21 protein-coding genes and 1 riboswitch are annotated in these 21,236 nt (G+C 59.9%); of the genes, 5 read left to right on the top strand and 16 right to left on the bottom strand.

Annotated features, from left to right (window positions below; translation table 11 throughout):
• Positions 1-232: 232 nt before the first annotated feature.
• The 11 genes from ACVINW_RS18195 to ACVINW_RS18145 form a co-directional block, all read right to left on the bottom strand.
• Positions 233-1,270, bottom strand: a complete 1,038-nt coding sequence (locus tag ACVINW_RS18195) for an EscU/YscU/HrcU family type III secretion system export apparatus switch protein (RefSeq protein WP_456752573.1) — start codon at positions 1,268-1,270, stop codon at positions 233-235.
• Positions 1,267-2,088 carry a type III secretion system export apparatus subunit SctT gene (gene sctT / locus ACVINW_RS18190; protein ID WP_456752572.1) on the bottom strand — a complete coding sequence of 274 codons (822 nt, stop codon included), beginning with the start codon at positions 2,086-2,088 and terminating at the stop codon, positions 1,267-1,269. Before sctT ends, ACVINW_RS18195 begins: the two co-directional genes overlap by 4 nt.
• 10 nt (positions 2,089-2,098) lie before the next feature.
• Positions 2,099-2,374 (bottom strand): EscS/YscS/HrcS family type III secretion system export apparatus protein, encoded by a 276-nt coding sequence (locus ACVINW_RS18185; protein ID WP_456752571.1) that lies wholly within the window; start codon positions 2,372-2,374, stop codon positions 2,099-2,101.
• 2 nt (positions 2,375-2,376) lie between these two features.
• Positions 2,377-3,042 (bottom strand): type III secretion system export apparatus subunit SctR, encoded by a 666-nt coding sequence (sctR, locus tag ACVINW_RS18180; RefSeq protein ID WP_456752570.1) that lies wholly within the window; start codon positions 3,040-3,042, stop codon positions 2,377-2,379.
• The gene (gene sctQ, locus ACVINW_RS18175; protein ID WP_456752569.1) at positions 3,035-4,036 is read right to left on the bottom strand and encodes a type III secretion system cytoplasmic ring protein SctQ; all 1,002 of its coding nucleotides are present in this window, start codon (positions 4,034-4,036) and stop codon (positions 3,035-3,037) included. Before sctQ ends, sctR begins: the two co-directional genes overlap by 8 nt.
• Positions 4,037-4,149: 113 nt before the next feature.
• Entirely contained in the window at positions 4,150-4,686 is a 537-nt protein-coding gene (locus ACVINW_RS18170; protein ID WP_456752568.1) for a hypothetical protein, read from the bottom strand.
• Positions 4,662-6,017: a type III secretion system ATPase SctN gene (gene sctN, locus ACVINW_RS18165; protein ID WP_456752567.1), complete on the bottom strand. Its 1,356-nt coding sequence runs from the start codon at positions 6,015-6,017 to the stop codon at positions 4,662-4,664. The genes ACVINW_RS18170 and sctN overlap by 25 nt, the downstream gene beginning before the upstream one ends.
• A complete protein-coding gene (gene sctL, locus ACVINW_RS18160; RefSeq protein WP_456752566.1) occupies positions 6,014-6,637 on the bottom strand; it encodes a type III secretion system stator protein SctL in 624 nt (207 codons plus the stop codon). The genes sctN and sctL overlap by 4 nt, the downstream gene beginning before the upstream one ends.
• Positions 6,634-7,266 (bottom strand): nodulation protein NolU, encoded by a 633-nt coding sequence (locus tag ACVINW_RS18155; protein WP_456752565.1) that lies wholly within the window; start codon positions 7,264-7,266, stop codon positions 6,634-6,636. The genes sctL and ACVINW_RS18155 overlap by 4 nt, the downstream gene beginning before the upstream one ends.
• Before the next feature lie 11 nt (positions 7,267-7,277).
• A complete protein-coding gene (gene sctJ, locus ACVINW_RS18150) occupies positions 7,278-8,144 on the bottom strand; it encodes a type III secretion system inner membrane ring lipoprotein SctJ (RefSeq protein WP_456756431.1) in 867 nt (288 codons plus the stop codon).
• 9 nt (positions 8,145-8,153) lie between these two features.
• Positions 8,154-8,672, bottom strand: a complete 519-nt coding sequence (locus ACVINW_RS18145) for a nodulation protein NolB (RefSeq protein WP_456752564.1) — start codon at positions 8,670-8,672, stop codon at positions 8,154-8,156.
• A 194-nt stretch (positions 8,673-8,866) separates the two neighbouring features.
• Between ACVINW_RS18145 and ACVINW_RS18140 the strand changes: the two genes are divergently transcribed.
• The gene (locus ACVINW_RS18140) at positions 8,867-9,550 is read left to right on the top strand and encodes a secretin N-terminal domain-containing protein (protein ID WP_456752563.1); all 684 of its coding nucleotides are present in this window, start codon (positions 8,867-8,869) and stop codon (positions 9,548-9,550) included.
• A gap of 316 nt (positions 9,551-9,866) precedes the next feature.
• Positions 9,867-10,715 carry a hypothetical protein gene (locus ACVINW_RS18135; protein WP_456752562.1) on the top strand — a complete coding sequence of 283 codons (849 nt, stop codon included), beginning with the start codon at positions 9,867-9,869 and terminating at the stop codon, positions 10,713-10,715.
• A gap of 289 nt (positions 10,716-11,004) precedes the next feature.
• Here ACVINW_RS18135 and ACVINW_RS18130 read toward each other — a convergent pair whose 3' ends face one another.
• From ACVINW_RS18130 to ACVINW_RS18110, 5 genes are all read right to left on the bottom strand, one after another.
• Positions 11,005-12,078, bottom strand: a complete 1,074-nt coding sequence (locus ACVINW_RS18130) for a ribonucleotide-diphosphate reductase subunit beta (protein WP_456752561.1) — start codon at positions 12,076-12,078, stop codon at positions 11,005-11,007.
• Positions 12,069-13,988, bottom strand: coding sequence for a ribonucleoside-diphosphate reductase subunit alpha (locus tag ACVINW_RS18125; RefSeq protein ID WP_456752560.1), 1,920 nt, complete (start codon positions 13,986-13,988; stop codon positions 12,069-12,071). The genes ACVINW_RS18130 and ACVINW_RS18125 overlap by 10 nt, the downstream gene beginning before the upstream one ends.
• A gap of 103 nt (positions 13,989-14,091) precedes the next feature.
• Positions 14,092-14,308: riboswitch (cobalamin riboswitch) on the bottom strand.
• Positions 14,309-14,715: 407 nt separating this feature from the next.
• Positions 14,716-15,669 (bottom strand): class I SAM-dependent methyltransferase, encoded by a 954-nt coding sequence (locus ACVINW_RS18120; RefSeq protein WP_456752559.1) that lies wholly within the window; start codon positions 15,667-15,669, stop codon positions 14,716-14,718.
• 213 nt (positions 15,670-15,882) lie between these two features.
• Positions 15,883-16,011, bottom strand: a complete 129-nt coding sequence (locus tag ACVINW_RS18115) for a nodulation protein NolB (protein WP_456752558.1) — start codon at positions 16,009-16,011, stop codon at positions 15,883-15,885.
• Positions 15,960-16,382 (bottom strand): nodulation protein NolB, encoded by a 423-nt coding sequence (locus tag ACVINW_RS18110; RefSeq protein WP_456756430.1) that lies wholly within the window; start codon positions 16,380-16,382, stop codon positions 15,960-15,962. Before ACVINW_RS18110 ends, ACVINW_RS18115 begins: the two co-directional genes overlap by 52 nt.
• Positions 16,383-17,972: 1,590 nt before the next feature.
• Here ACVINW_RS18110 and ACVINW_RS18105 point away from each other — a divergent pair.
• The 3 genes from ACVINW_RS18105 (at position 17,973) to ACVINW_RS18095 (ending at position 21,236) form a co-directional block, all read left to right on the top strand.
• Positions 17,973-19,760, top strand: a complete 1,788-nt coding sequence (locus ACVINW_RS18105) for an HrpF/NolX family T3SS translocon protein (protein WP_456752557.1) — start codon at positions 17,973-17,975, stop codon at positions 19,758-19,760.
• An 881-nt stretch (positions 19,761-20,641) separates the two neighbouring features.
• Complete coding sequence (locus ACVINW_RS18100; protein ID WP_456752556.1) at positions 20,642-20,929, top strand: hypothetical protein; 288 nt, start codon at positions 20,642-20,644, stop codon at positions 20,927-20,929.
• A gap of 73 nt (positions 20,930-21,002) precedes the next feature.
• Positions 21,003-21,236 carry a nodulation protein NopA gene (locus tag ACVINW_RS18095; protein WP_456752555.1) on the top strand — a complete coding sequence of 78 codons (234 nt, stop codon included), beginning with the start codon at positions 21,003-21,005 and terminating at the stop codon, positions 21,234-21,236.

Genomic DNA, 21,236 nt, shown 5'->3' with positions numbered 1-21,236 from the left:
GCGCTGCAATCGCAAGCGCCGGATCGAAATGAGCTCGCGTTTTTCATTCGGCTGAACCGGAACGGAACTCTGGGCTCTCGTTCTGGCACGTTTCTTCACGCGAACCGGTACCGACTTCGCGCGAAAGCACTCCAGATCATGATGCGCTGTCACGGAATCGCGTCATGCTCTCATCTCTATGTTTGGGAATGAACTTTCGTAAAAACCCGTTTCCACTCTTGCGGGCCATGCTCTACACTAGCCCGGCAGCGTAGAGTGCTTTTGCAATCGACTCGAAATATTGCGACGGAACCGGCTTGCCTAGTTTTGCTTTGCCGAGCAGTTGACTCGCCAGGACCTCGTCATCCACAATCTTGAGCCGCAGCGCGCGTGCCTCGCCAAGCAACTTTAGTGCAGCTTCGCCCTCGCCGCGGCAGACCACGACCGGCACGCCGGTTTCGCCGCGAACATAGCGCAGCCCAATCAGGATTGTGGACCCGCTTAGTATCAAGTTGGCGCGACCGACGCCAAGCGGAGCCTCGTTCGCCGACTCCTGGCGCAGCCGGCGGTGTTCACGCTTCACCTGCGGATTGCCTTGTTGTTCCTTGTTCTCGCGCTTGGCCTCGGTTTCGGTCATGCGCATCTCCTGCATGAACAACCAGCGCTGGATCAATAGGTCGGCCAACCCGCCGACGAGAAACGCCCCGGCAGCAATCCCGGCCAGCAGCTTGACCTCGGTGAAGACTATTCCGACACAGCCCATGCCGCAGACCGGCAAATACACCAGCGCCTTCCAGCTTGCGGTCACGGTAAGGAAAAAGCACGTCCCGAGGAGAACCACCTTAACCAGCGTCTTGCCAAGCTCGACCGCCGAACGTTTCGATGCGAGCCGCGTCAAGCCCTTGATCGGATCCAGCTTTTCAAGCTTCGGTTTGATCGGCTCCAAAGCGAACATGAAACCGCCATTGGCGAGAACATTTGCCAGAAGAGCTGCTGCGACGGCAGCCGCGAGCAAAGGACCGATCGCTGCCATCGATAGTTCCAGCAAGCCGTTGAGCGCCTGCGGAACCGCGCTCGTGAAGGGTTGCTCCTGCAGTTTGTCGATCAGCCGGACCGTTTCATGCCACTTGTCTTCGATCGCACCCGCTCTCCACCACAGACAGGAAAAGCCAGCGCAGGCGCTGACCCCGCTCACCAGGTCGGAGCTGCGCGCGCTCTGGCCTTTCTTGCGCGCATCGCGCAGCTTCTTGGGGCTCGGGGGAAGCTTCTTCTCCTCGCTCGTGCCGCTCATTTCAAGAGCTTCTTGAAGTACTCGAGCACGTTGTTCGACGTGAGGATTTCAGCTCCCGCGTATTCGAGGAGATAGACGGTATAGCTGACCATGATGACGCCGAAGGCAACATTCTTGATCGTAGGCGAAAGATCGTTCAGCTTGAGCTGCGATGCAAAGCGGCCGAGTATCATGACCGCCACGTCGATCAGCAGCAGCAGGGCTAGCACCGGCCCGGCGACCAATAGCGTGGTCAGCATGATATGGTCGAGAAGACTGAGGCATTCCATCGCCCCTTGCGCCGTCACCGGAGGCAGGAACTGATACACGGGCCAGATCAGATAGCTGCCATAAAGACTGCGCACCATGGTTTGGAGGCCGCCGACCAGAACGAAGATTGTGACCGCAGTGACTCCGAGAAACAGCCCGGTTCCCGACGCCTGGCTGTGCGTCGCAGGATCTTCGGCTGCGACCTGGTTCGAGATTCCTCGTTGCGTATCGATGATGTCGCCGACTGCCTGGATGCTCCATAGGGGAATACTGAGCAAGATACCGAGCAGAAGGCCGACGAACACCTCCTTCAAACCGAGCATGGTGACGTTGACCAGACGCGTGTTCGGGTCTAGCGCCTCCAGGCCGAGCTTGATCTGCGCCAGACACGGTAGCCCGATCGCGATCGTCAGACTTCCGCGGATCAGGCCGCTGATGCGCGGCCTGGTGAAGACGGGAAGCACAAGCATGATGCCCAAGGCGCGGGCCGCGCTCAGGCCAGTTGCTGCGATAAGTTCGATGCCGCCCTGGACGAGAGCTTGCGCATCTGTAGGTGACAGGCTGGCCATCCAAGCCCTGCTAGTATCTTGCGGTGAGTGCAGGAAACTCGCTGAAAATGCGTTCGGCCTGCTCGATGAGCGGAGCGCTCAGCACCGGAGAGAATCCGGCGAGTACGGCGACGACGACCAGAAGCTTCACCGTCAGCGGCAAGGTTTGATCCTGGAGCTGGGTTGCCGCCTGGATGAGGCCGATGATCAATCCCGAGATCAGGGCTGCCAGGAGCGGCGGCAGCACCCAGATCATGAAAAGTACAAGCGATTCGCTCAAGTACATGAGGATGCTGGCTTCGTTCATTATCAACCTCCCGGCGTCGTGTAGCTCAAAACCAGCCCGTGCATGAGACGTGACCAGCCGTCGATGGTAACGAACAAAAAGAGCTTGAAGGGGACTGATATCACCGTGGGCGACACCATCGACATCCCCATGGCCATCAAAATCGTGGTGACGATCAAGTCGATGGTGATAAAGGGAAGATAAAGAAGAAAGCCGATTTCGAAGCCGCGCTTGAGCTCCGAGATCAGGAACGACGGCACGAGAATCACAAGATCATCAGTTGTGGCGCTGCCGCGCATCTCCTCCGACCAGACATGTTCGGTCGATGACAGGAAAAACCGGCGCTGCTCTTCATTGGTGAACTTCTTCAGATGCGCGCGCAGCGGTTCCTGCCCCTCCTTGGCGGCCGTCATCCAGTCATCAAACGTTTGGTATCGAAGTTGCGGATCCGCCAGGCGGTTGTAGGTCTGCTCAAACACCGGCGCGCTGATGAAGACGGTCAGGATCAGTGCCGCCCCATACAGGACGATGTTGGGCGGTATCGATTGAGTCCCGAGCGCGTTGCGCACCAGGAAAAGCACGACGGAGACCTTTATGAAGGCAGTCGTCGTCACGACGGCGAAGGCGAGCAGGCCGAGGCCGGCCGTGACCGCCAAAAGCGCGAGGATGCTGGGTTGAATCTCAGTCATTGACCGCCAGCCTGCCGCGTAACCTGACGGCAAGTTCATCGCCGACTCGCACGATATCGCCACGCCCGATGCGCTGTCCGTTGGCAAGGATATCGACCGGGCCGTCAAGCGACCGGCCGAGTTCGAACACGTGGCCTTCGTTGATGCTCCGCAAGGTTCCAATCGGCATCGGCCAGCGGCCGCATTCGAATACGAGCGTGATCTCGAGGCTGTCGATATCGGCCTCGGAGGGGAGTTGCTGCGCTTGGGGTTGTGTCGTCATGTGTTCACTTTTCAAGGGGTGAGATTGCGAGCGGAATGGTCCCCGCAGGAGCAGTCGGTCGCCGGCAACCTCCGCAGGGGCCCACAATGTGCCGGCAGTGACGATGATCTGGCCGCGAGCACGGCAAATTGCGTCCGGCAGCAGCGCATCGCCTTGCTGGGCCTGGCGAAGAAGGCCGATCGTGATGCGGAGCGAGGCAACCTCGCCTGCAACGATCACAGGGAGTTCGGGGCGGACCTTAGGCACCTGTCGCGACAATCGACCAAGCAATTCGCCTAGGATGCCGTACGCTGGCGGAACCGAACCTTCAAGAGACGAGAATAGGAACAGGCGAACCTTGCTGGTGAGCGGACCATAGGCGACCTCGAATTCGAGGAATGGACCTGACTTCGCCGCTTCATCGGTACGGAGAAGCTGCAAATGGCGCTGCGTCAGTTGCTCCAGGGAAGAGAGCAACGGATCTAGCGCGAGTTCAAGGACCAGCGAACGCGTCGGCTCGGAAGGTAAAGTCAGGCCATTCTGCACGGTCGCAATCAGCGCTTCGGCAAGCGGTCTGGGCAAGGACAGGACGAGCGTTTCTCCGCCGGCGTCAAAGACGCAGTCAAGCATCGATGTCTCAGGTGGCTCGGCCTGCCAGACGAGCCGGTCCATTCGCAGCGATAGCGGCTTATCGCCGAGATGGCTTTGCAGAGGTCCGCGGAAAGCTGCGATCTCGTTGAGCCACGAGACCACGGCACGAGATAGGGCCAGCTGTGGTCTGAATGGTACGGGTCCGCCCGGCCTCGGTGTCGCAGGCGGCGCCTGCCCATCGCAGCACGCTGTCGCTGGCAAAGCAGAATTGGCCATCAGCTCGGCTCGCCTCCGGTTTGAATGGTCGCGCCTCTGCGGTAGCGAAGCAACACCTCGTCATCGGCTTCGATTTCCGCCGCGGCTTCAACATCAGCGTTGGTGATGCGCTCGACGTCACGTTCGATCTCTTGCCATTTGTGGCATGCAGCCGAACGTTCGGCCCATAGCGTCCGCGCCTCACGGACCGCCGCCTCGGCCTGATCTTGAGCGGTGTGCGCCTCGTCAAGAAGTAGCTGCGCCGCCGCGATATCCTCCGTGAGCCGCCCCATGATAAGATGATGGCGGCGCTCGAGTTCGCTGACGGAAATCGCATCGGCCGATAACATCTCCCGATAAAGCTCGGCTTCGACCCTTGCGCGGCGTCTTTGGGCATCGGCAAGCTGCTCGGAAGCCTGTTCGAAGGCTTCACCTGCGATGCGGCGCTTGGCTTCCATGTTGGACAGTTCACGAAGGGCGCTGCGCTCCCTCATGTCCTTGACCAACCGCAATCTCGACGCATGAACGGTGTTCAGGCGGTCAGACGTGACATCCATGCGATCGTCTCCTCAAATTTGCACGCCTCGTCCTGGCCCTGGCGCAGGAACGTCCGCAACTCCTCGATCGAGGCGATCGCCCGGTCGGTCAGCGGATCAGCGCCCTGCTTATATTCGCCGACCTTGATCAGGAACTCGGCCTCGGCGTAGCGCGAGAGCAGGTCACGAAAGAAAGATGCCGCCTTGCGATGCGGTACGGACACGACCGCATCCATGACGCGGCTTCGGCTCGACAGCACGTCGATGGCCGGAAAATGCTCTCGCGAAGCCAGTGCACGCGAGAGAATGATATGTCCGTCGAGAATGCCGCGGGATTCTTCGGCGATTGGATCGCCCGTACCGTCACCTTCGACCAGCACGGTATAAAAGGCCGTGATGGAGCCCTGCTCGCCCATGCCGGCCCGCTCCAACAGGCCCGGCAGCAGCGCAAAGACGGAAGGCGGAAATCCGCGCCGGGTCGGAGGTTCTCCCGCGGCGAGGCCGATTTCGCGCATCGCACGGCTAAAGCGCGTCAAGGAATCCATCATCAGAACGACGCGCAGCCCCTGATCACGAAAGTATTCGGCCAGCGCCGTCGCCGTATGGGCGCATTGCGCCCGCTCCATGGCCGAACGGTCGGAGGTTTCAACGACGACGACCGAACGGCGGAGCGCCTCGCCAAGATGACGTTCGATGAATTCACGCACCTCTCTGCCACGTTCGCCGATCAGCGCGACAATCGTGACGTCGGCGGCTGCGCCTTTGACGATTTGCGACATCAGCGTCGACTTGCCGCAACCGGCGTCCCCATAGATTCCGATCCGCTGGCCTTCACCACATGTCAGAAGCCCATCCAGGACACGAACGCCGAGCGGAAAAGGCTGTTCGATTCCGCGCCGTTTCATGGGGTTGGGCGCCTTGCCGCGCAGCGGGCGCACTTCGCCAGCCTTTATAGGGCCCTTACCATCGAGCGGACGACCGAAACTGTCGATCACGCGGCCGAGCAAATCGGGGCCGACTGGAACTTCCTGCATCCGCCCGGTCGTGACGACCTCGGCACGGTTGGACAAGCCGACCATGTCACCGATTGGCGTGAGCAACACCCCGTCCGGCAACAAGCCGATCACCTCGGCCTCGAGTGACCACCCGCTGCGGGGATCCCGCAACAGGCATAGCTCCCCAACGCGGGCTTCCGGCAAGACGGCATGGAGTAGCGTACCGATCGCCTTCGTGATCCTGCCGCGGACGGCGCGCGTATCGATACGCTTGGCGGAAGATCTCAAGGAAGAGAGTGCGGCGTGGACAGCCCCTTCTTCAGCCGCAGCACCATGGGTCGGTCGTTGTGCGGTCACTGCCCACCTTCCTGCGAAGGCAAGCCAAACCCCAAACGAAGTGCGCGGAGCTGCGCCGCAAGTCCGAGATCGATATTGCCAAACTCGCTCCACAAGACGCATTGGTCCGCCTTGAGCGCCGGATCCGGCTCGATCCTGACCTTGGGCCGGCCCTCCTGTCCGTTGTAGGCTGCGAATTCACTGGCAAGCAGGTCAGCTTTCAAGGGGGACACGTGAAGGCAAACTTCCGTGTTCTTGTACTTTTGCTCGATCGCGTGACGAACACTGCGCACCAGCATCTCGCCCGGATCAAAGGCGCCGAGCAGATCCCGCACGATCTCGATGACCAGCTCCGGCAATTCCTGCTCCAGAACGGCCTTTCGCTGCGCGAGTTCGCAAGCAGCCTGCGCGGTCAGCCGCGCGATTTCCTCTGCGCCCGCTTTTACCCCCTCGGCATGGCCGCGCGCCCGTTCCCGCTCGAAAGCTTTGCGTCCCCAGCCGCGAACGCGCTGCAGATGCCGCTCAGCAGTGGCCCGCGCGTGCACGGCTTCATGCCAGATCTCGAGCTCGGCTGCCGGGATCAGGGGCCCAAGCGGACGGATCTGCGGGGCCACAGGCAACGCTGGGACGTCGACCGTCATACCGTGGCTGCCTCCGTCCCCAAATGGGCCACAACCAAGGAAAGCAGCGGGCCTGAAGCACGACGGTGCTCAGCCGCCGGATTGTCCGCTACCGTCCCACGAGGCAAGCGTAGAAGCACGCGGAGGCGCTCAATCGCTGGAGCCTGGTCGAGCCAGGCGCCGAGACAGGCATGTCCATCGTGTTCAATCTGTCGCGCCAGATGTTCCGGATCGACAATGCGTGCTGTTGCAACCGCGCTGGGTAAATGCCGGATAGCGAAGGCATGCGCTTCGGCGCCGATCACCTCGATGAGGATCGAAAGATCGCGCTTTGAAACCAGCTTCAGGACAGACTGAGCATGCCAGATACCGCCGGCGAGCAGGGCAGCCCGACGCGGATCATGGCCGAGCAGAAGGTCGTCGTTCCAGCCAGCTCCGCTCACATTCACTTCGCTGCCGAGCAGCAGCTCCGCCAGCCTTGCCTGCAACCTGGAACTCTGCTGCAGCCGGAGTAATGTAGCGGGCGACAGCAGCGGATCGAGACACGCGGCAAAACGGCTCGGATGAATCGAGGCAATAAGCTCGCGCAGCCGTTCTGAAGGCAGCGTGAACGAACGATTGGGTTCGGTGGGTGATATCGATGACGACATGAGTGTCCTGGTTATGTCGCATCGGAGGTAATCTTTTTGCCAGCAGCCTCGACAGCGGTCACATTCGAACGCCTGCCGAACATGGTAAGTTTGCGCGATATTTGACCGAACCGACGAAGACGCGCGCCAAGCAACAGATAAGATGCGATGACGAATGCGGCACCGGCGCCCCCCACCCCAAGCGCAAGCCACGGTGTTGAAGCCGGCCTCGTTGATTGAGACGAAGCGGCAGCCGACGGCGCTGGCTGCTCAAGCGGAGCCCGCTCAACCGGCACGAAGACCACCGCCACCTTGTCGTAGGACAGCCCTTCGATGCTGTTGGCGACGAGCATCTTGATCTGAGGCAACAGCACCGAGAGCTTCGCGTTCGAACCATGTCGGATGAAAACCGACGCCGAAGATGGGGTCGCATCTTGCCGCAGAAGATCGTTCTTCGGCAGAACCACGTGCACCCGCGCCGAAAGGACGCCATCGATGTCGCTGATGGTGCGCGACAATTCTTCGCTGAGGGCGTAAACGTAACGGGCACGTTCCTCGATCGGGGAGGCAACGAGGCCCGATCCCTTGAACACCTCGCCAAGATTCTTGAAAGATTGGCGTGGCAGCCCCTCAACATTGAGCAGGTCAATCGAATACGCGAGCTGCCTTTCCTCGACCTGGATCGTGCTGGTTCCATCCTTGGCGACAACGCGAACAGCATCGACACCCTTGCCGAGGAGAAGCGCAAGCATCTCATTGGCCTCACGCTCTTGAATCTTGCTGTAGAGATCAGCCTTGCAGCCGATCAACGGAACAAGAAGCGGCATAGCAAGGCAAACGCGAAGCCGGCGCCACCATTGACGGCCGCCGCACCCTCCACTGCGCATCACACCAAGCATCAGCTCCACTCAGCCCGCCGACAGCAGCTTGTTCAGCGATGAGCTTACGGCGCTGGTGCCCTTGGAGACGAGGGAGACCTGAACGACGTCCCGGTAGACATCCCGCAGATTTACCATCATCGAGTCGAAATCCGCAGCCACCGGTTTAACCGCCGCATGCGCGCTGATGTCGACAGGCGGCAACAGCGGCCGCGCGGCGGGTCCCGCTTGTACGGCACTCGCAGCAGAAGACGTGCCACCGACCGCGGGAGCAACGGCACGGCTGCGGTACATGGTGGAAAGTGTTTGAAGAACGCGATCGCCCGGCGGCACCGCCAGCGTGTTCGCACGCTGCACCTCCAGTACCGGCGAAACGACTGCAGCTCTGTCCGCGACCGGTGAGGCAGTCCCCTGACTTGAGACCGCTTGCGCAAGAGACTGCTCAAAGTGTGCCTGCTCGACGGGAGCTGCCGACGAACAGGCATTGGAAAGGCAGTCAGCTGAATTGGGAGAGATCGGCGTTGCGCCTAACATCATATAAGGAGTCATTGTGCTCGCTGATGAGACCAAGCGTTCTCGACGGATGAACAGATGAAAACCTGTAGATTGGTGAGCTGACGAAAACCTGACGAAGATGGAGGTTATGACGCCATCTAATGATCACGTTTGGCTTCCAAGCTGGAACGAAATTCCAGGTTTAATTCTCAGGTGGAAGGCCTTCGGGAATGCTCGTACGATCCACGATGGCGCAAATTTTGAAGAGAGTTCTCTATGCCGGAACTCTCGTTTGTCTTGCAATGGTGAGCGCGTTTGGCGCGCCCCTGTCGCTGCCTTCGACTCCTTATAGCTATACGGTTCTCGATCAGGACCTTGCTGCCGCGCTGCAGGAGTTCGGCAACAATCTCAATATCAGGGTCAATGTCAGCACTGAAGTGAAGGGCCGGATTCGCGGGCGAATGCCGGACCTGCCACCGCGCGAGTTTCTCGAGCATCTGACCAACCTGTACAATCTTCAATGGTACTACGACGGCCTCGTGCTTTACGTATCCGCAGCCCACGAGGCGCAGAGCCGGCTGATTGTGTTGAACCCGATCAGCTTCGATGCGTTCAAGACCGCGCTCGACGCGCTCAACATCGCCGATGAGCGCTATATCGTGAAGCCGGCGCCGGGGGATGGCCTTGTCCTGGCTTCGGGCCCGCCACGCTTCATCGCGCTGGTGGACCAGACGTTGAAGGGCCTTGTGGCGGAGGCGCAGTCGCGGCGCGATCCCCCCGTCGCCGGAAAGCCGCCGCGGGATTCGGTTTTGATGTTGTTTCGCGGCTCCTCCAGCGTGGTTATTCGGGATGGGAGCCCGGAAGGGCATTATGTGTCCGACTCGCCGCGTCAGGACGGCACCGTGCGTGGAGCTGACACAGGCCAGAAATGAACCTGATTGATGCGAGGCAGCTTGAGCCGAGGTCGATCCAATCTGCATTGGCTCAAATCGTTCCGATCGTCAGCTTTTCGAAAGCTAATGCTCCCAGCATGGGCGTGCGGACGTCTGGAAGGCGGCCCCTCCTACCGACCGCAACGGATGTGAGCAATCACCTCCTGGACGCAAGGGGAAGTTGGCAAGCGCCACCTTTGACGGAAGCTCGGGGCCCCAAATATCGACGAGAGCCTTCGAACCGGCTGCGTCAGAGCCGCAGGGCATGTGCCTTCGTCTCGCTCGGTCCGCTCCATCATCGAAAAGGAGTAACAGGATGGATTTCAATGCGATCGGTTCAGGGAATACGGACCCGGAGCCCTACTCAGCTGAACCGTCTATGGACGCGACCGGCTTTGAGCGGCGGCTCGGTGGCGCGCAAGCTGGTGCTCTGCCACAACACGCGGCACCGCCGGTCCTGCAGGGGGACACCTATTCGCCATATCTGGACGCAGGCCATCCTTATTCGCCCTATTTGGATGCTGGTCACCCCTATTCGCCGTACCTGGATTTAGCGCATCCCTCGCCGGACTTGGATCGGGAAGATGATCCGTTTGCGCCGGGCACGGATCACATCGCGCCAGAACCGGAAAGCTCCCCGCAATATCTCCCCCAGCAGACGATTGCTCAGGCGATCGAGGCACATCCTGGTGTCGATCAGGATCTGATATGGCAGAATGTGGATGCCAGCCCTTCGCACCCTGGGCTGTCGAACGCCGGACCACTACAGGCCGGACCGCCCCACGCCGGGCCTGCGCATGCCGGTCCCTCCCACGTTCGGCCGTTGCCAGCCGGCCCCTCTCAGGCTGGTCCGTCCGAAGCTGCACCGCCAGAACTTTCCGAGTTCCGAATGCAAAACGGACGTCTCGCCAAGGATTACTGGGTTTTCACTGGCCAAACGGCCACAGGCGCTCAGATCGATATGCTTGAGCGCAGCGGAGTGAAGCCGAGCAAGGATCACCCCACAAAGGTTTTCTGCCTTCTCGGGGTGCCTCACACGGCCGAATGGAGAGAAGAGGGCTTCATTCGTCTTACACCGTCGCTGGACCAAACCCTTTGGCCTGAGGACCCGACTGAAAATGGATCTGCGGACACCGACTCCAGGGAAGATCCGCCTGCCCGCTAACGGCGGGCCGTGCCTTGGCTGGGCCACGTCCTGGAAGCGAATAGATTAAAATCGCGGAGGCGGAGGTACGGGCCCGCAGCCGGCGAACATGCCAATATTCCTGTTTAAGTCCACGCGATCAGTGCAGAATCCGGTCAACTCAGGATAACTGCACGGCTCAAGACGAACGATCGCAGCCGTCCTCTTTAGTCTCTCCGTCCCGCTGTACCGACGCCACGAAGTCGGCCGCCTTGATCATCAACGCGATCGTCACATGCCCAATCGCCCTTGATGATTGACTCCAGCGCGGCTACGTCCGGCCGAAAGCCGCCCAGACCCCGTCTTCACCATCCCAGCTGCCGCGGCTCGCCGCCTTGGAGTACTCCGTGGCGCGCTGCTCGAAGAAATTGGCGTGCTCGACACCATTGAGAATCTCCACGAGCCATGGCAGCGGATGTGCCTTGAGCCGGGTGAACCCGCCCTCCTTAGCCTCAAAGAAGCCGAATACCGGGGCAATCTGCAGCTGGGTCAGTCGCCAGTCGGCGACGTAGCGGACGTAGGCATGGATCTGCTCGGGACTCATGCCTTCGATCTTGCCGAGGCCAAAGGCGAGGTCGACGAAGTTCTCCTCCAGCTTCACCATGGTCTTGGCGACGTCGATGATGTCGTCACGGACGGAACGCGTCACCGCGCCAGTTTCACGGTGCCATTCGTGAAACAACATGATGAGGCCCTCACAATGCAGGCTCTCGTCGCGAACTGACCAGCTTACGATCTGTCCCATACCGTTCATCTTGTTGTGGCGAGGAAAGTTGAGCAGCATCGCGAAGCTCGCGAACAACGCCATGCCTTCGGTGAAGGCGCCGAACATCGCCAAGGTCCGGGCGACATCGGCCACGGTTCCGACGCCGAACTCGTGCATATAGTCGGCCTTGGCGCGCATCTCGGCATAGCCACGGAATGCCTCGAACTCGGTTTTGGGCATGCCGAGCGTTTTGAGCAATAGCGCATAAGCATCGATGTGGACCGTCTCCATGTTGGTGAAGGCCGCCATCATCATCTGGACGGTGAGCGGCTGGAAGATCGGGATGTAGCGCTTAAGATAGTTGTCGCCGACCTCGATGTCCGATTGAGTAAAGAAACGGAAGATCTGGGTGAGCAACGCGCGTTCGCTGTCGGTGACGCGGTCCGACGCCCAGTCCTTGAGGTCTGCACCGAGCGGCACCTCCTCCCCCATCCAATGGGTCTGCTGCTGGCGCTTCCAGAACTCGTAGGCCCAGCCGTAGCGATCGACGTCGTAGCTCCCGGTCGAGTCGAGGAGGCCGACGCGCTGCTTGCCGATCAGCGTACGCGGATCGACGGACGAGAGATCGATCACTGACATGCGAGACACTCCTCATAGTCGGTGCGCTGCTGCGAGAGTCGCGGTGGCGCAGCCTCGTCGCCATCGGCGATGTTCCCGGCGAACGCGGCGCGCGAAATAGATTTTGAACGACAGTAGTAGAGGCTCTTCACCCCCCGCTTCCATGCCGTCCAGTGCAGCATGTGGAGATCCCATTTATCGACGTCAGCCGGCAGATAGAGGTTGATCGATTGGCTCTGACAGATGAACGCGGCGCGGTCGGCGGCAAGTTCGACGATCCAGCGCTGGTCGATCTCGAAGGCGGTACGAAAGACCGCTTTCTCGAGCTCCGAGAGGATGTCGAGATGGGCGACCGAACCCTCGTGGGCGAGGATCGATTGCCAGATCGCCGCAGTATTGGCGCCCTTGACGGCCAGCAGTTTGGCGAGATGCGGATTACGCACCGAGATGGCGCCGGACAAGGTCTTGTGGGTGTAGATGTTGGCCGGGATCGGTTCAACGCAAGCGCTGGTGCCGCCGCAGATAATGCTTATCGAGGCGGTCGGCGCGATCGCGATCTTATGGCTGAAGCGCGCCATCACGCCTCGTTCCAGGGCATCCGGGCACGGCCCCCGCTCGCGCGCGAGCGTCACGGATGCCGCATCAGCATCGCGACGGATTTTCCGGAACATGTTCAGATTGAACGACTTAGCCACGACGCTTTCCATCGGAATGCTCCTGGCCTGCAGGAACGAGTGGAAGCCCATGACGCCAAGGCCGACGGAACGCTCACGCAAGGCGGCGTAGCGGGCACGCTTCATGACGCCCGGCGCCACCGTGATGAAGTGGGTCAGCACGTTGTCGAGGAAGCGCATGACGTCCTCGATGAAGCCAGGCTCCTCATTCCACTGGTCCCAGGTCTCGAGGTTGAGCGACGACAGGCAGCACACCGCGGTACGCTCCTCGTCGCGATGATCGATGCCGGTCGGCAGAGTAATTTCGCTGCACAAGTTCGATGTTGAGACCTTGAGGCCGAGCTCGCGCTGGTGCTTGGGAAGCGCGCGGTTCACTGTGTCGATGAACAAGAGATAAGGCTCCCCCGTCTGCAGCCGGTTCTCCAGGATGCGTTGCCACAGCTGACGGGCGTCGATTTCACGGATAACGTCCCTGGTCTTTGGACTGCGCAGCGCGAACGCAGTGCCGGCGCCCACGGCACGCATGAACTCATCGGTGACGTTGATGCCGTGATGCAGGTTGAGACTCTTGCGGTTGAAGTCGCCGGACGCCTTCCGGATCTCGAGGAACTCCTCGATCTCGGGATGGTGGATATCGAGATAGACCGCAGCCGAGCCGCGCCGCAACGAGCCCTGGCTGATCGCCAACGTCAGGCCGTCCATGACGTGGATGAACGGGATGATGCCTGAGGTAACGCCGCCCTTCACCTGCTCGCCGATCGAGCGAACATTGCCCCAGTAGGTGCCGATGCCGCCGCCGTTAGAGGCAAGCCATACGTTCTCGTTCCAGGTGCCCACGATGCCTTCGAGCGAGTCCGACACCGAGTTAAGGAAGCAGGAAATCGGCAGGCCACGCGTCGCACCGCCGTTGGAGAGCACCGGCGTGGCTGGCATGAACCACAGCCGAGACATCGCATCATAGAGACGTTGGGCATGCGCGACATCGTCCGCGAAGGCGCAAGACACTCGCGCGAACATGTCCTGGATCATTTCGCCGGCGAGCAGATAACGGTCGCTCAGCGTCAGCTTGCCGAACGGCGTCAACAGGTCGTCGCGCGTCCGATCAAGCTTGAGATCGGTCGGCTTTAGCGATGGCGCAAGGGGCTGCGGCAGCGGAGCCAGCGATGGCGGCGGCACAAGACACAACTCAGGCACGCCGGGCTCTGGCTGCGGCTCGATGAGATGACCATGCTGATCGAAATCGTAAGACGGCGACATCGGCGACCCCGCGATGTTAGGCGGGGAACCGCGCGGACGACTTGCGAGGAAACCGGTCAAACGTCCCCGGCTGCAAGCGACCCAACGGGGCACCCCGCCCGAGGACTTTCGTTCAGTCGCGGCAGGTCTCCTGGCTCGCGGGTCATTACGGCTGTCGGCCTTCCCGGCGCTATGTCGCGCTAGTGGCCATGATGACAATCGCTCGCCGCTTACAGTTGCGGGGGCAGCCCCGGAGTAGCCGTCTTCGGCGCACCGGGTTCCCTCTTAGCTTCCGACCTACAAGATCTGGGGGACGGAAGACCGTGACTAGCTAGAAATAGGCACGACTCGCAGGGATTCGTCAACTGGGGGTCCAGATTCAAAAGGCAAAAAACCTGGCGCCCGGACGACTCTGTGGCCGCGGTCGCTTCTGCTGCAGGTGATTGGAGGTGCCGTTGGGCCGCATTCCGGTTTCCGTAGCTTGCGCAAGGTCCAAGAAATTCCTGGCTCGCGCGTCGCATTGATGGAATGTGTGAAACCACGCTTCAGCGGAGAAGGAATTCGGCAAGGCGCTCTCCGACCTGAGTCGCAGCGCTCCCGCTCGCCGGGACAAATGGCATCTGGACAAAGTCGTTATCTAGTCGCGGGCGAACAATATCGGCTCTGGCGCGCCGCCGACCAGAATCGCCTCGCGCTCGACGTCTTGATCCAGCGACGAAGAGGCTCGCGCTGCACAGTGGTCCTCCTGTCACGGCTCCAGCGCGACCTGCAAGCCCTCCTTGCTTTCAACATGAACGTAACGGGGGCCGATCGGCCGTCCCCTGCCGCTGGCGACGGTGACAACGGCTTCCAGAGGCGCGGCGCGCGCATCCGCCTCGGGGCGAGACAAGATCAGGTCGGCGTGAAACAGCCCTTCCGATTCGAGGCCGGTGGCATCCACGCCAAGGGCTGCCAAGCTGGCCAAACAACTTTCAAACTCTTCAGCGTCGCGAAAGCGACGCTGGATAAACGTCGCGCCGGCAAGACGTTCTGTCACAAGACCACGGTTTGCGAATGTCGCGGCCAGCGACTCAAATGGGAACATTCGCAGCACGAAGGAGATGATCCATGGTTGCTTCTCTGTCGCATCGAGTATCTCGCTGAACGTCTTCTCGGTAACGTAGCCGATGCATCCGGTCGACATGATAACATCCACGGAGCGGAGAATGCGCGCGCTGTCCGCCGATAGCGCCTCCTTTTCAAGGTCAGCGACAATGCCCTGCTCCAAGAGGCCAACACTCTTTGCATAGCTGATCGCCCGTGCCGACACATCGAGACCGATAAAGCGTGCCAATCCGACATCAGGCCAGGCTGCATAAAAACTGCGATCGAGACTCACCAGTGTCTCAGAACTGATTGCTCTCATCTCACGCCGGGCGTAGCGGTGACGCAAGCCCCCGAAGGTCAGCGGAAAGCGATGCACCGCTGCATTGATGCCGTACGAACAACCAACATCGAGCACGACGGGCTTGAGGCCGGTTGCCGACGCTTTCGCTGCCAGGATTTGGCGCACAACTGGCTCAGCTACGTCCGGGATCATATAATCCAGGTCGCCGAGGACCGAGAAATATGCCCTCGGATCATCCGAAGCATAAATATCGTGGAATACAGCTTTAGACCGATTGATACGCGAGAAATCTATCCGCAACGCAATGTCTCCCATCTCATCTGCAAGCAACTCGACGGCTGGTGCCTTCGCACTCGCCTACGCTTTGGTTATATAGGGTGTATAAATCGGTCTAATATCCGCCGATGCGATAGCAGAAGCGGCAAGCGGACAAGAGCATGAAACCACCCTCTCTGCGTCGCGGCGTGAGCGACCCTGCTGTTGCGTGAAGAAACCATCAGCCGGCTCAGCCCACCGATAGAAACTTATTCAGAGATGAGCTGCGCCGGCGCCCTTGGAGATGAGCGAAACCTGAATGACGCGGTCATAAACATCCCGCCGGTTCGTCAAGGCTGAATCGAAATGATCCCCACCTTCCGGTTTGCCTGCCGGATGCACCTCGACTTACTGCGAGCACAAGAGCGGCTGCGCGGCCGGCCCGAGCTGAAGACTCTTCGCAGGATCGAGCTCGGCAGAGCTGGCGGAACCGCCCCCGGAGAAGATGGCTTGCGCCGGTGGATTGTAGAAATGTTCTGCAGGACGCGATCGCCAAGCGGACTCGCCGCCGTGACTGTACACTGAACCTCCGACAGCGTCGGAGCCGGCGGGCGGTCGGCCGCCGAAGAAGCTGCACCTTGCTTCGAAGCTGCCTGCGCACGACTACCATGATACTGGTCCCGCGCCGATAAATAGCCGCTGGGAGAGGCATTCAGCCGGGTTGAGAGAGATCGAGGCAACGGCAGGCAACATGAGAAGAACCGTTTTGTCACGTGATAAGATTGGCTGCTTTGTGAGCGCGAATGGGCCAGCACCCTAGAAACGCAAGCTGACCGAAAGCTGACGAGCCTTCGTCACCTGATGATCAGGGTTGGCTTCCATTTAGGAAGAAGCATCGGCCTCCAAATTTGAGACAAATTTTGGTGTCGATCCTGCCGTGAAAAAATAGCAGGAATACTCATCCGATCTCGGAGACTGTCATCTTGTATGAGCGCGCCGTCTTGATAGGGCGGCACCGTCGCGAATCGCAACGACGCTACAGGCTCCGAGCAACAGATGTCCGAGCTAGAAGGTACCGCCATTCTAGATCGTGGCTTGAGGATTTATTCCTGATGCGAGCCTTTGAACTGCTCTCCAGGATTCGTCATGCGAATGAACTTCGTCGAATAAGGATAAGAGACGTTCCGCTGTCAGGAGCAAACGTACTGCAACGCACCAACAACTAGTAGATGCGCGGCCGATCCAAGGGATTTGAACAGGAACAGACAGGACGGCATGAAGCGGACGAATTCAACTAGGATCTGATTTGGCCGAAGCTGGCAGCTGCACCGTCACGCGCCGAGCCATTGGATGACGGCGAGCGTCCAGCTCCCGGACGTCCCGCCGAGGACCACTGGGCCTTCACTCGCCCAGCCGCCAAATTCCTTAAATCGACATCTGAGAAGCTGCAATGCGATGTCGGGCAGGCATCCCCAGACAACAACTTTCGCCATCGTGGGTGTACCTCACACGGCCGAATGGCGAAGAGAAGACGTCGCCCAAGTCGCTAGAGCGATTTTCGATCACGTTGCGTCGTATCCGGCTGCGACGAGATAGTTTTAGCTTTGAGAGCACTAGACCTGCTCTTGGGGCCGTTTGCGTCCACCCTTCATACACCGCGTGATCCAACAATTATCTCGTACTGAGCCCGGGACGCGGATTCGTCAGGATCGAACGAGCGCAGCGGCTAAGTACGAATAAAAGGATAAAGGCGCGGGGCGTCCGAGCTTTGATGTTTGTCAGAGTAACCTGGGTCCACTCCACGTCTTTAACGATCGAGCTTTTGAGGACTTGGTCAACGACCGGCTGATCCGACCATGCTGGATGCGCTGATGAGACGGGCGCCAGCACTTTTTGGCGCAGGCGCGCAGTTGCGACCGCGAAATCAGCGCCCCACCTTGAGACGCTCCGGAGATTTTGCGAGATCGTTGGACAAAATCAACGAATGCTGCGGATCGCCAGACGGGAGGCCGCTAACTCGACAGACATGCCACCAGACCATGTGAACGCAACCAAACGAAGCTGACACCGGCATTGAAAATCTGTCCGCCCTTACCGGCAAGGCCCATTACATCAATCACCTCGAAATCGTCTGAGTGCCGTCAGCTTCTCGAAAGCTTGTCCGTCCTACCGTACGGCGTGAATATCTAGACGGCGGTGCTCCCATGGACGGTCGCGGAAAGGAGCGCTGCAAGCGCACCGAGCAAAAGGATGTAAGTGGCAGGACCTGTTGAATTCTGCCGCTCAACACCGCTTGTTCGTCGCGATCTCGGGCCGCACTACGTGACCGTCTTGTGGCGCACTCTTATATCGGAGGACCTATAATGTCAGTCGACCTATCGCCAACCGCCAACTCAACTGTGGCTTTATCTGGAACGCCCGCCCCGCCCTCTTCGGCGCAGGACTTTTCCAGCTTTCAGGCGATGCTGGTCAGCCTCGCGTCGAAGGACACGACCAGTGATCGTTCCGCACCGCAGGAGCCGGTGCCCACAGACGCAGCCAAGCAACTGACAGAGGAACTCACACGGGAGACGCGGAGTATCCTTCCACCAGAGATTAGGGCAGCGCTGGATGCATATCAGGATGACCCACAGCCGTCCGGTGCGGCGAGCAGCCCAACCATTGCGGAGGCACCCGTACAAAGCTCAAGGATCACCTGGAACGGTGGCACGCTGACTAATGCGGAACTGCAGATTGTCTCTGTGCTGAACCGCCACAAGGACAAATGCCCGCTTGATTGGAAGTCTCTGGGAGATTTGGCCAACGATCCCTCGACCCCGCCGGATCTAAAGGCGGCGATCGAGGCGCTGCAGCAGGACCCCGAGCTCTTCTATGCGATCGGTTCGCAAGGTGACGGCCGCTGTGGCGGCAAGATCAAAGCGGGCGATCTCTGCGGCTTTTCCGATCACCACCCCCAAGTTGCCGCGTTCCAGGAGCAGCGGGCGCGGACCTACGAGCAGAACTACATACCATCCGACGGGACCGGGAATGGTGAGCCATCGGTCATGGCCCTGACCGATGCCCTGCGCGAACTCTACCGCTATTCCGATAACCTGCCCAAGAACTTGAGCCTCGCGGATTTCAGGCACATCGTGGACGGCAACGCCGACATTGGTAAATGCCCCCCACAGGTCCTCGCGGCGGCTCAATATTTTCTCGACCACCCGGATCAATGGAAGCAGTTGTACGGCGGCTCGATCGATCAGGTTCATAAAGAGGACTTTCTGCAGGTCGCTTCATCATCGATGAGTCTCACTCGACCCGAGCTGGATACACTAAACACGATTAACAAGAACCAGGACGCCTTCTTTGGAAATGGCGTTCTGACCCGGGAAAAGCTCGTGAGTATGGTGGACGACAAGAGCCTTTCCCCCGAGGTACGAAAAGCGGCCTCCCAGCTGCTCTCGGATCCTGTGCTGTTCGGTTTGATGAACAACGCGATTACCGGCTACAAAACCCACCACAAGTTTTTCGACTTCGGCGGCGGCCATACGGTTGACTCAGGAAACATCAGCAAAAACGATTTCAACCAGTTCTTCAACAACATGTCTGGTGCGAACCGCGCCGCTCCACAGTCGAAGACGCATGCCGCTCAAACGCCAGCCGAACAGGAGGCTACCGCGGACATGATGAATGGCGTGGCAGACCAGCCCGACATCAAATCTCCCAAGAAGAATGGCGGCGCCTTCATGCATGCACTTGAAGACGTGCTGAAGGTAGGCTCGAAGGTGCTCGACTGGACAGCGACCGCCGTTGGTGTACTCGGCTTCATTCCAGGGCTGGGCGAACTGGCCGATCTAGCGTCAATGGTGATCGAGGCCGAGGCGCAAGCTGCAAATCTTCTGCACACCGCGATCAGCGGTGGCAACATAAAGCAGGCGCTGGAGGAAGCCGGGCTCAGTCTCGCGGCGCAGGCCGTGGGCTGCATCGCCGGCCCCGAGGTCAAGATAGCCATACGGGAAGGCTTGGTGAAGCAGGCAATTCAAGAAGCGGCGACGGCCGGCATCAACCTGCCGGTGTCGATGGCTCAGTCCTACGCGGAGAACTATCTGGATAACCTCAAGGCACGGATTGAATCCGAGCGCACGCAAGCTGCAGGTGCCTACGCCTAGCCGTAGCGGCAGCTATCGATAGAGGGTGAAGCTGGACCGAAAGGGAGCTTGCGGGGCCACCGCGCGGTAAGGTCGTCCGCGCGGTGCAGGTTCCGCAAGTTCCGCCGGCATTCGATGGTTACACCTACGAGCGTATTTGGCGCTAGCTAAACGGGCGCATTTGTCGGCTGTACTTGAGCGCCCGACGACATTCTCACATCGCGTGCGCCAACGCGAAGATCTCGCGAGCTGATTGCGCCACCCATCGCGGACTGCCAACTTTACGCCGCCACAAACCGTACGGAGCGGCGAACCTCACCAGTTTACGTCATCGGATCGAGAGCACATTAGTGATACGTGAGGCTCAAGGTCGTTGTCTCCAGCGCCTCCTGATCGTGTCCGACAAGGTCGTCCAATTTTTATGGTTCTGCCACGAGCGGAGCAGGAAGATCGCTCTTCGTTGCTGACTCGTACAAGTAACTTTAACCTGCCGCCCGCCCGTGTGGCAGGATGGAGACAAGTCGCTGAGCGGTCCGAGGCAAGTAAATTGCCGAACGAGCTGCGAGTATTCCCGGTTGGGTCATGAGATTGGGCCACATCAAAGATCAAGCCCATTTTATCCGTTCTGGGCGCCTACATTCCGCTCATCAAAGCTGCGCTTGAATGAACAGCGGGCTTGCCTGATCGAGTGCCACATCGGCGAGGCCCTGTACCAACTCTCTAATCGGCAGCTTTCGCCGGTCCACGGCCACATATGAGGCAGCCTGAGCAGAAGCAGCTCAATGAGATCGGCTCACTGTATTTCTGCGGCTCGTCAGCTTGTCGAAAGCTAGCGCTTGCATAGTAGACGTGATGGAGACTCCTTCCACCGCACGAACGAAGTTTGAAGTAGGAGAAACCCGATGCGTATTTCCAGCTCAAGCGCCGCTGGGCACTTTGATTCCGACCTCCATGCGGCCGGCAGCGCCAAAAAGGGATCCCGGGGCCCTGGTGAGCACGATGATCATGGTCGATCGACTGGTGCAGGAGCTCCCGTAGGTGGCGGCACGTCTGGTCCAGACGCTGGCTCGCAAGCCGCCGCTATGCAGCAAGCGTTCAACGTCGCTCTCGGCGCCGTCCTTTTCCAGTTTGCAAGTAGTGCAATGGGCAAGCTCGACGATACCATGGCCGAGACCGAGGAGGATTCCTGACCTCGCATGTTGCGGCGTCAGGAAAATCAGAGCCGCAAGTCGCGGCAATGTTCGAACAAAATGGAGAGACAATATGGCTGATAAGGTTGGTGCATCCCATTCCTCGACTGCCGGTGGCGCAGCTGGCACGATTGCTGCAGCCGCTGGTTCCACCGCTGCTGAAGCTGCCGGAGAAGCGGCATTCAACAGGCAACTCGCTGCGCTGACTGCCACGAGCACGAAGGCTGCTGAAAGGGATGTGGAGCTTCGCGTCGTCACGACAGAGCTCTCGACCGTCAAGAAGGTGGCCGACGAGCGGGTGCAGTGA

Source organism: Bradyrhizobium sp. USDA 4461, assembly GCF_054055655.1.
This window is presented reverse-complemented; position numbering and strand designations above follow the sequence as displayed.

Bases quoted from the DNA above. Each gene is read 5' to 3' on its own strand.
- ACVINW_RS18100 (WP_456752556.1), top strand. From the start codon at position 20,642: ATGCGTATTTCCAGCTCAAGCGCCGCTGGGCACTTTGATTCCGACCTC.
- ACVINW_RS18105 (WP_456752557.1), top strand. From the start codon at position 17,973: ATGTCAGTCGACCTATCGCCAACCGCCAACTCAACTGTGGCTTTATCT.
- ACVINW_RS18135 (WP_456752562.1), top strand. From the start codon at position 9,867: ATGGATTTCAATGCGATCGGTTCAGGGAATACGGACCCGGAGCCCTAC.
- ACVINW_RS18195 (WP_456752573.1), bottom strand. From the start codon at position 1,270: ATGAGCGGCACGAGCGAGGAGAAGAAGCTTCCCCCGAGCCCCAAGAAG.
- ACVINW_RS18120 (WP_456752559.1), bottom strand. From the start codon at position 15,669: ATGGGAGACATTGCGTTGCGGATAGATTTCTCGCGTATCAATCGGTCT.
- sctR (WP_456752570.1), bottom strand. From the start codon at position 3,042: ATGACTGAGATTCAACCCAGCATCCTCGCGCTTTTGGCGGTCACGGCC.
- ACVINW_RS18130 (WP_456752561.1), bottom strand. From the start codon at position 12,078: ATGTCAGTGATCGATCTCTCGTCCGTCGATCCGCGTACGCTGATCGGC.
- ACVINW_RS18145 (WP_456752564.1), bottom strand. From the start codon at position 8,672: ATGACTCCTTATATGATGTTAGGCGCAACGCCGATCTCTCCCAATTCA.
- sctL (WP_456752566.1), bottom strand. From the start codon at position 6,637: ATGACGGTCGACGTCCCAGCGTTGCCTGTGGCCCCGCAGATCCGTCCG.
- sctT (WP_456752572.1), bottom strand. From the start codon at position 2,088: ATGGCCAGCCTGTCACCTACAGATGCGCAAGCTCTCGTCCAGGGCGGC.
- ACVINW_RS18155 (WP_456752565.1), bottom strand. From the start codon at position 7,266: ATGTCGTCATCGATATCACCCACCGAACCCAATCGTTCGTTCACGCTG.
- ACVINW_RS18095 (WP_456752555.1), top strand. From the start codon at position 21,003: ATGGCTGATAAGGTTGGTGCATCCCATTCCTCGACTGCCGGTGGCGCA.
- ACVINW_RS18125 (WP_456752560.1), bottom strand. From the start codon at position 13,988: ATGTCGCCGTCTTACGATTTCGATCAGCATGGTCATCTCATCGAGCCG.
- ACVINW_RS18185 (WP_456752571.1), bottom strand. From the start codon at position 2,374: ATGAACGAAGCCAGCATCCTCATGTACTTGAGCGAATCGCTTGTACTT.
- sctJ (WP_456756431.1), bottom strand. From the start codon at position 8,144: ATGCTTGGTGTGATGCGCAGTGGAGGGTGCGGCGGCCGTCAATGGTGG.
- ACVINW_RS18140 (WP_456752563.1), top strand. From the start codon at position 8,867: ATGGCGCAAATTTTGAAGAGAGTTCTCTATGCCGGAACTCTCGTTTGT.
- ACVINW_RS18170 (WP_456752568.1), bottom strand. From the start codon at position 4,686: ATGGATGTCACGTCTGACCGCCTGAACACCGTTCATGCGTCGAGATTG.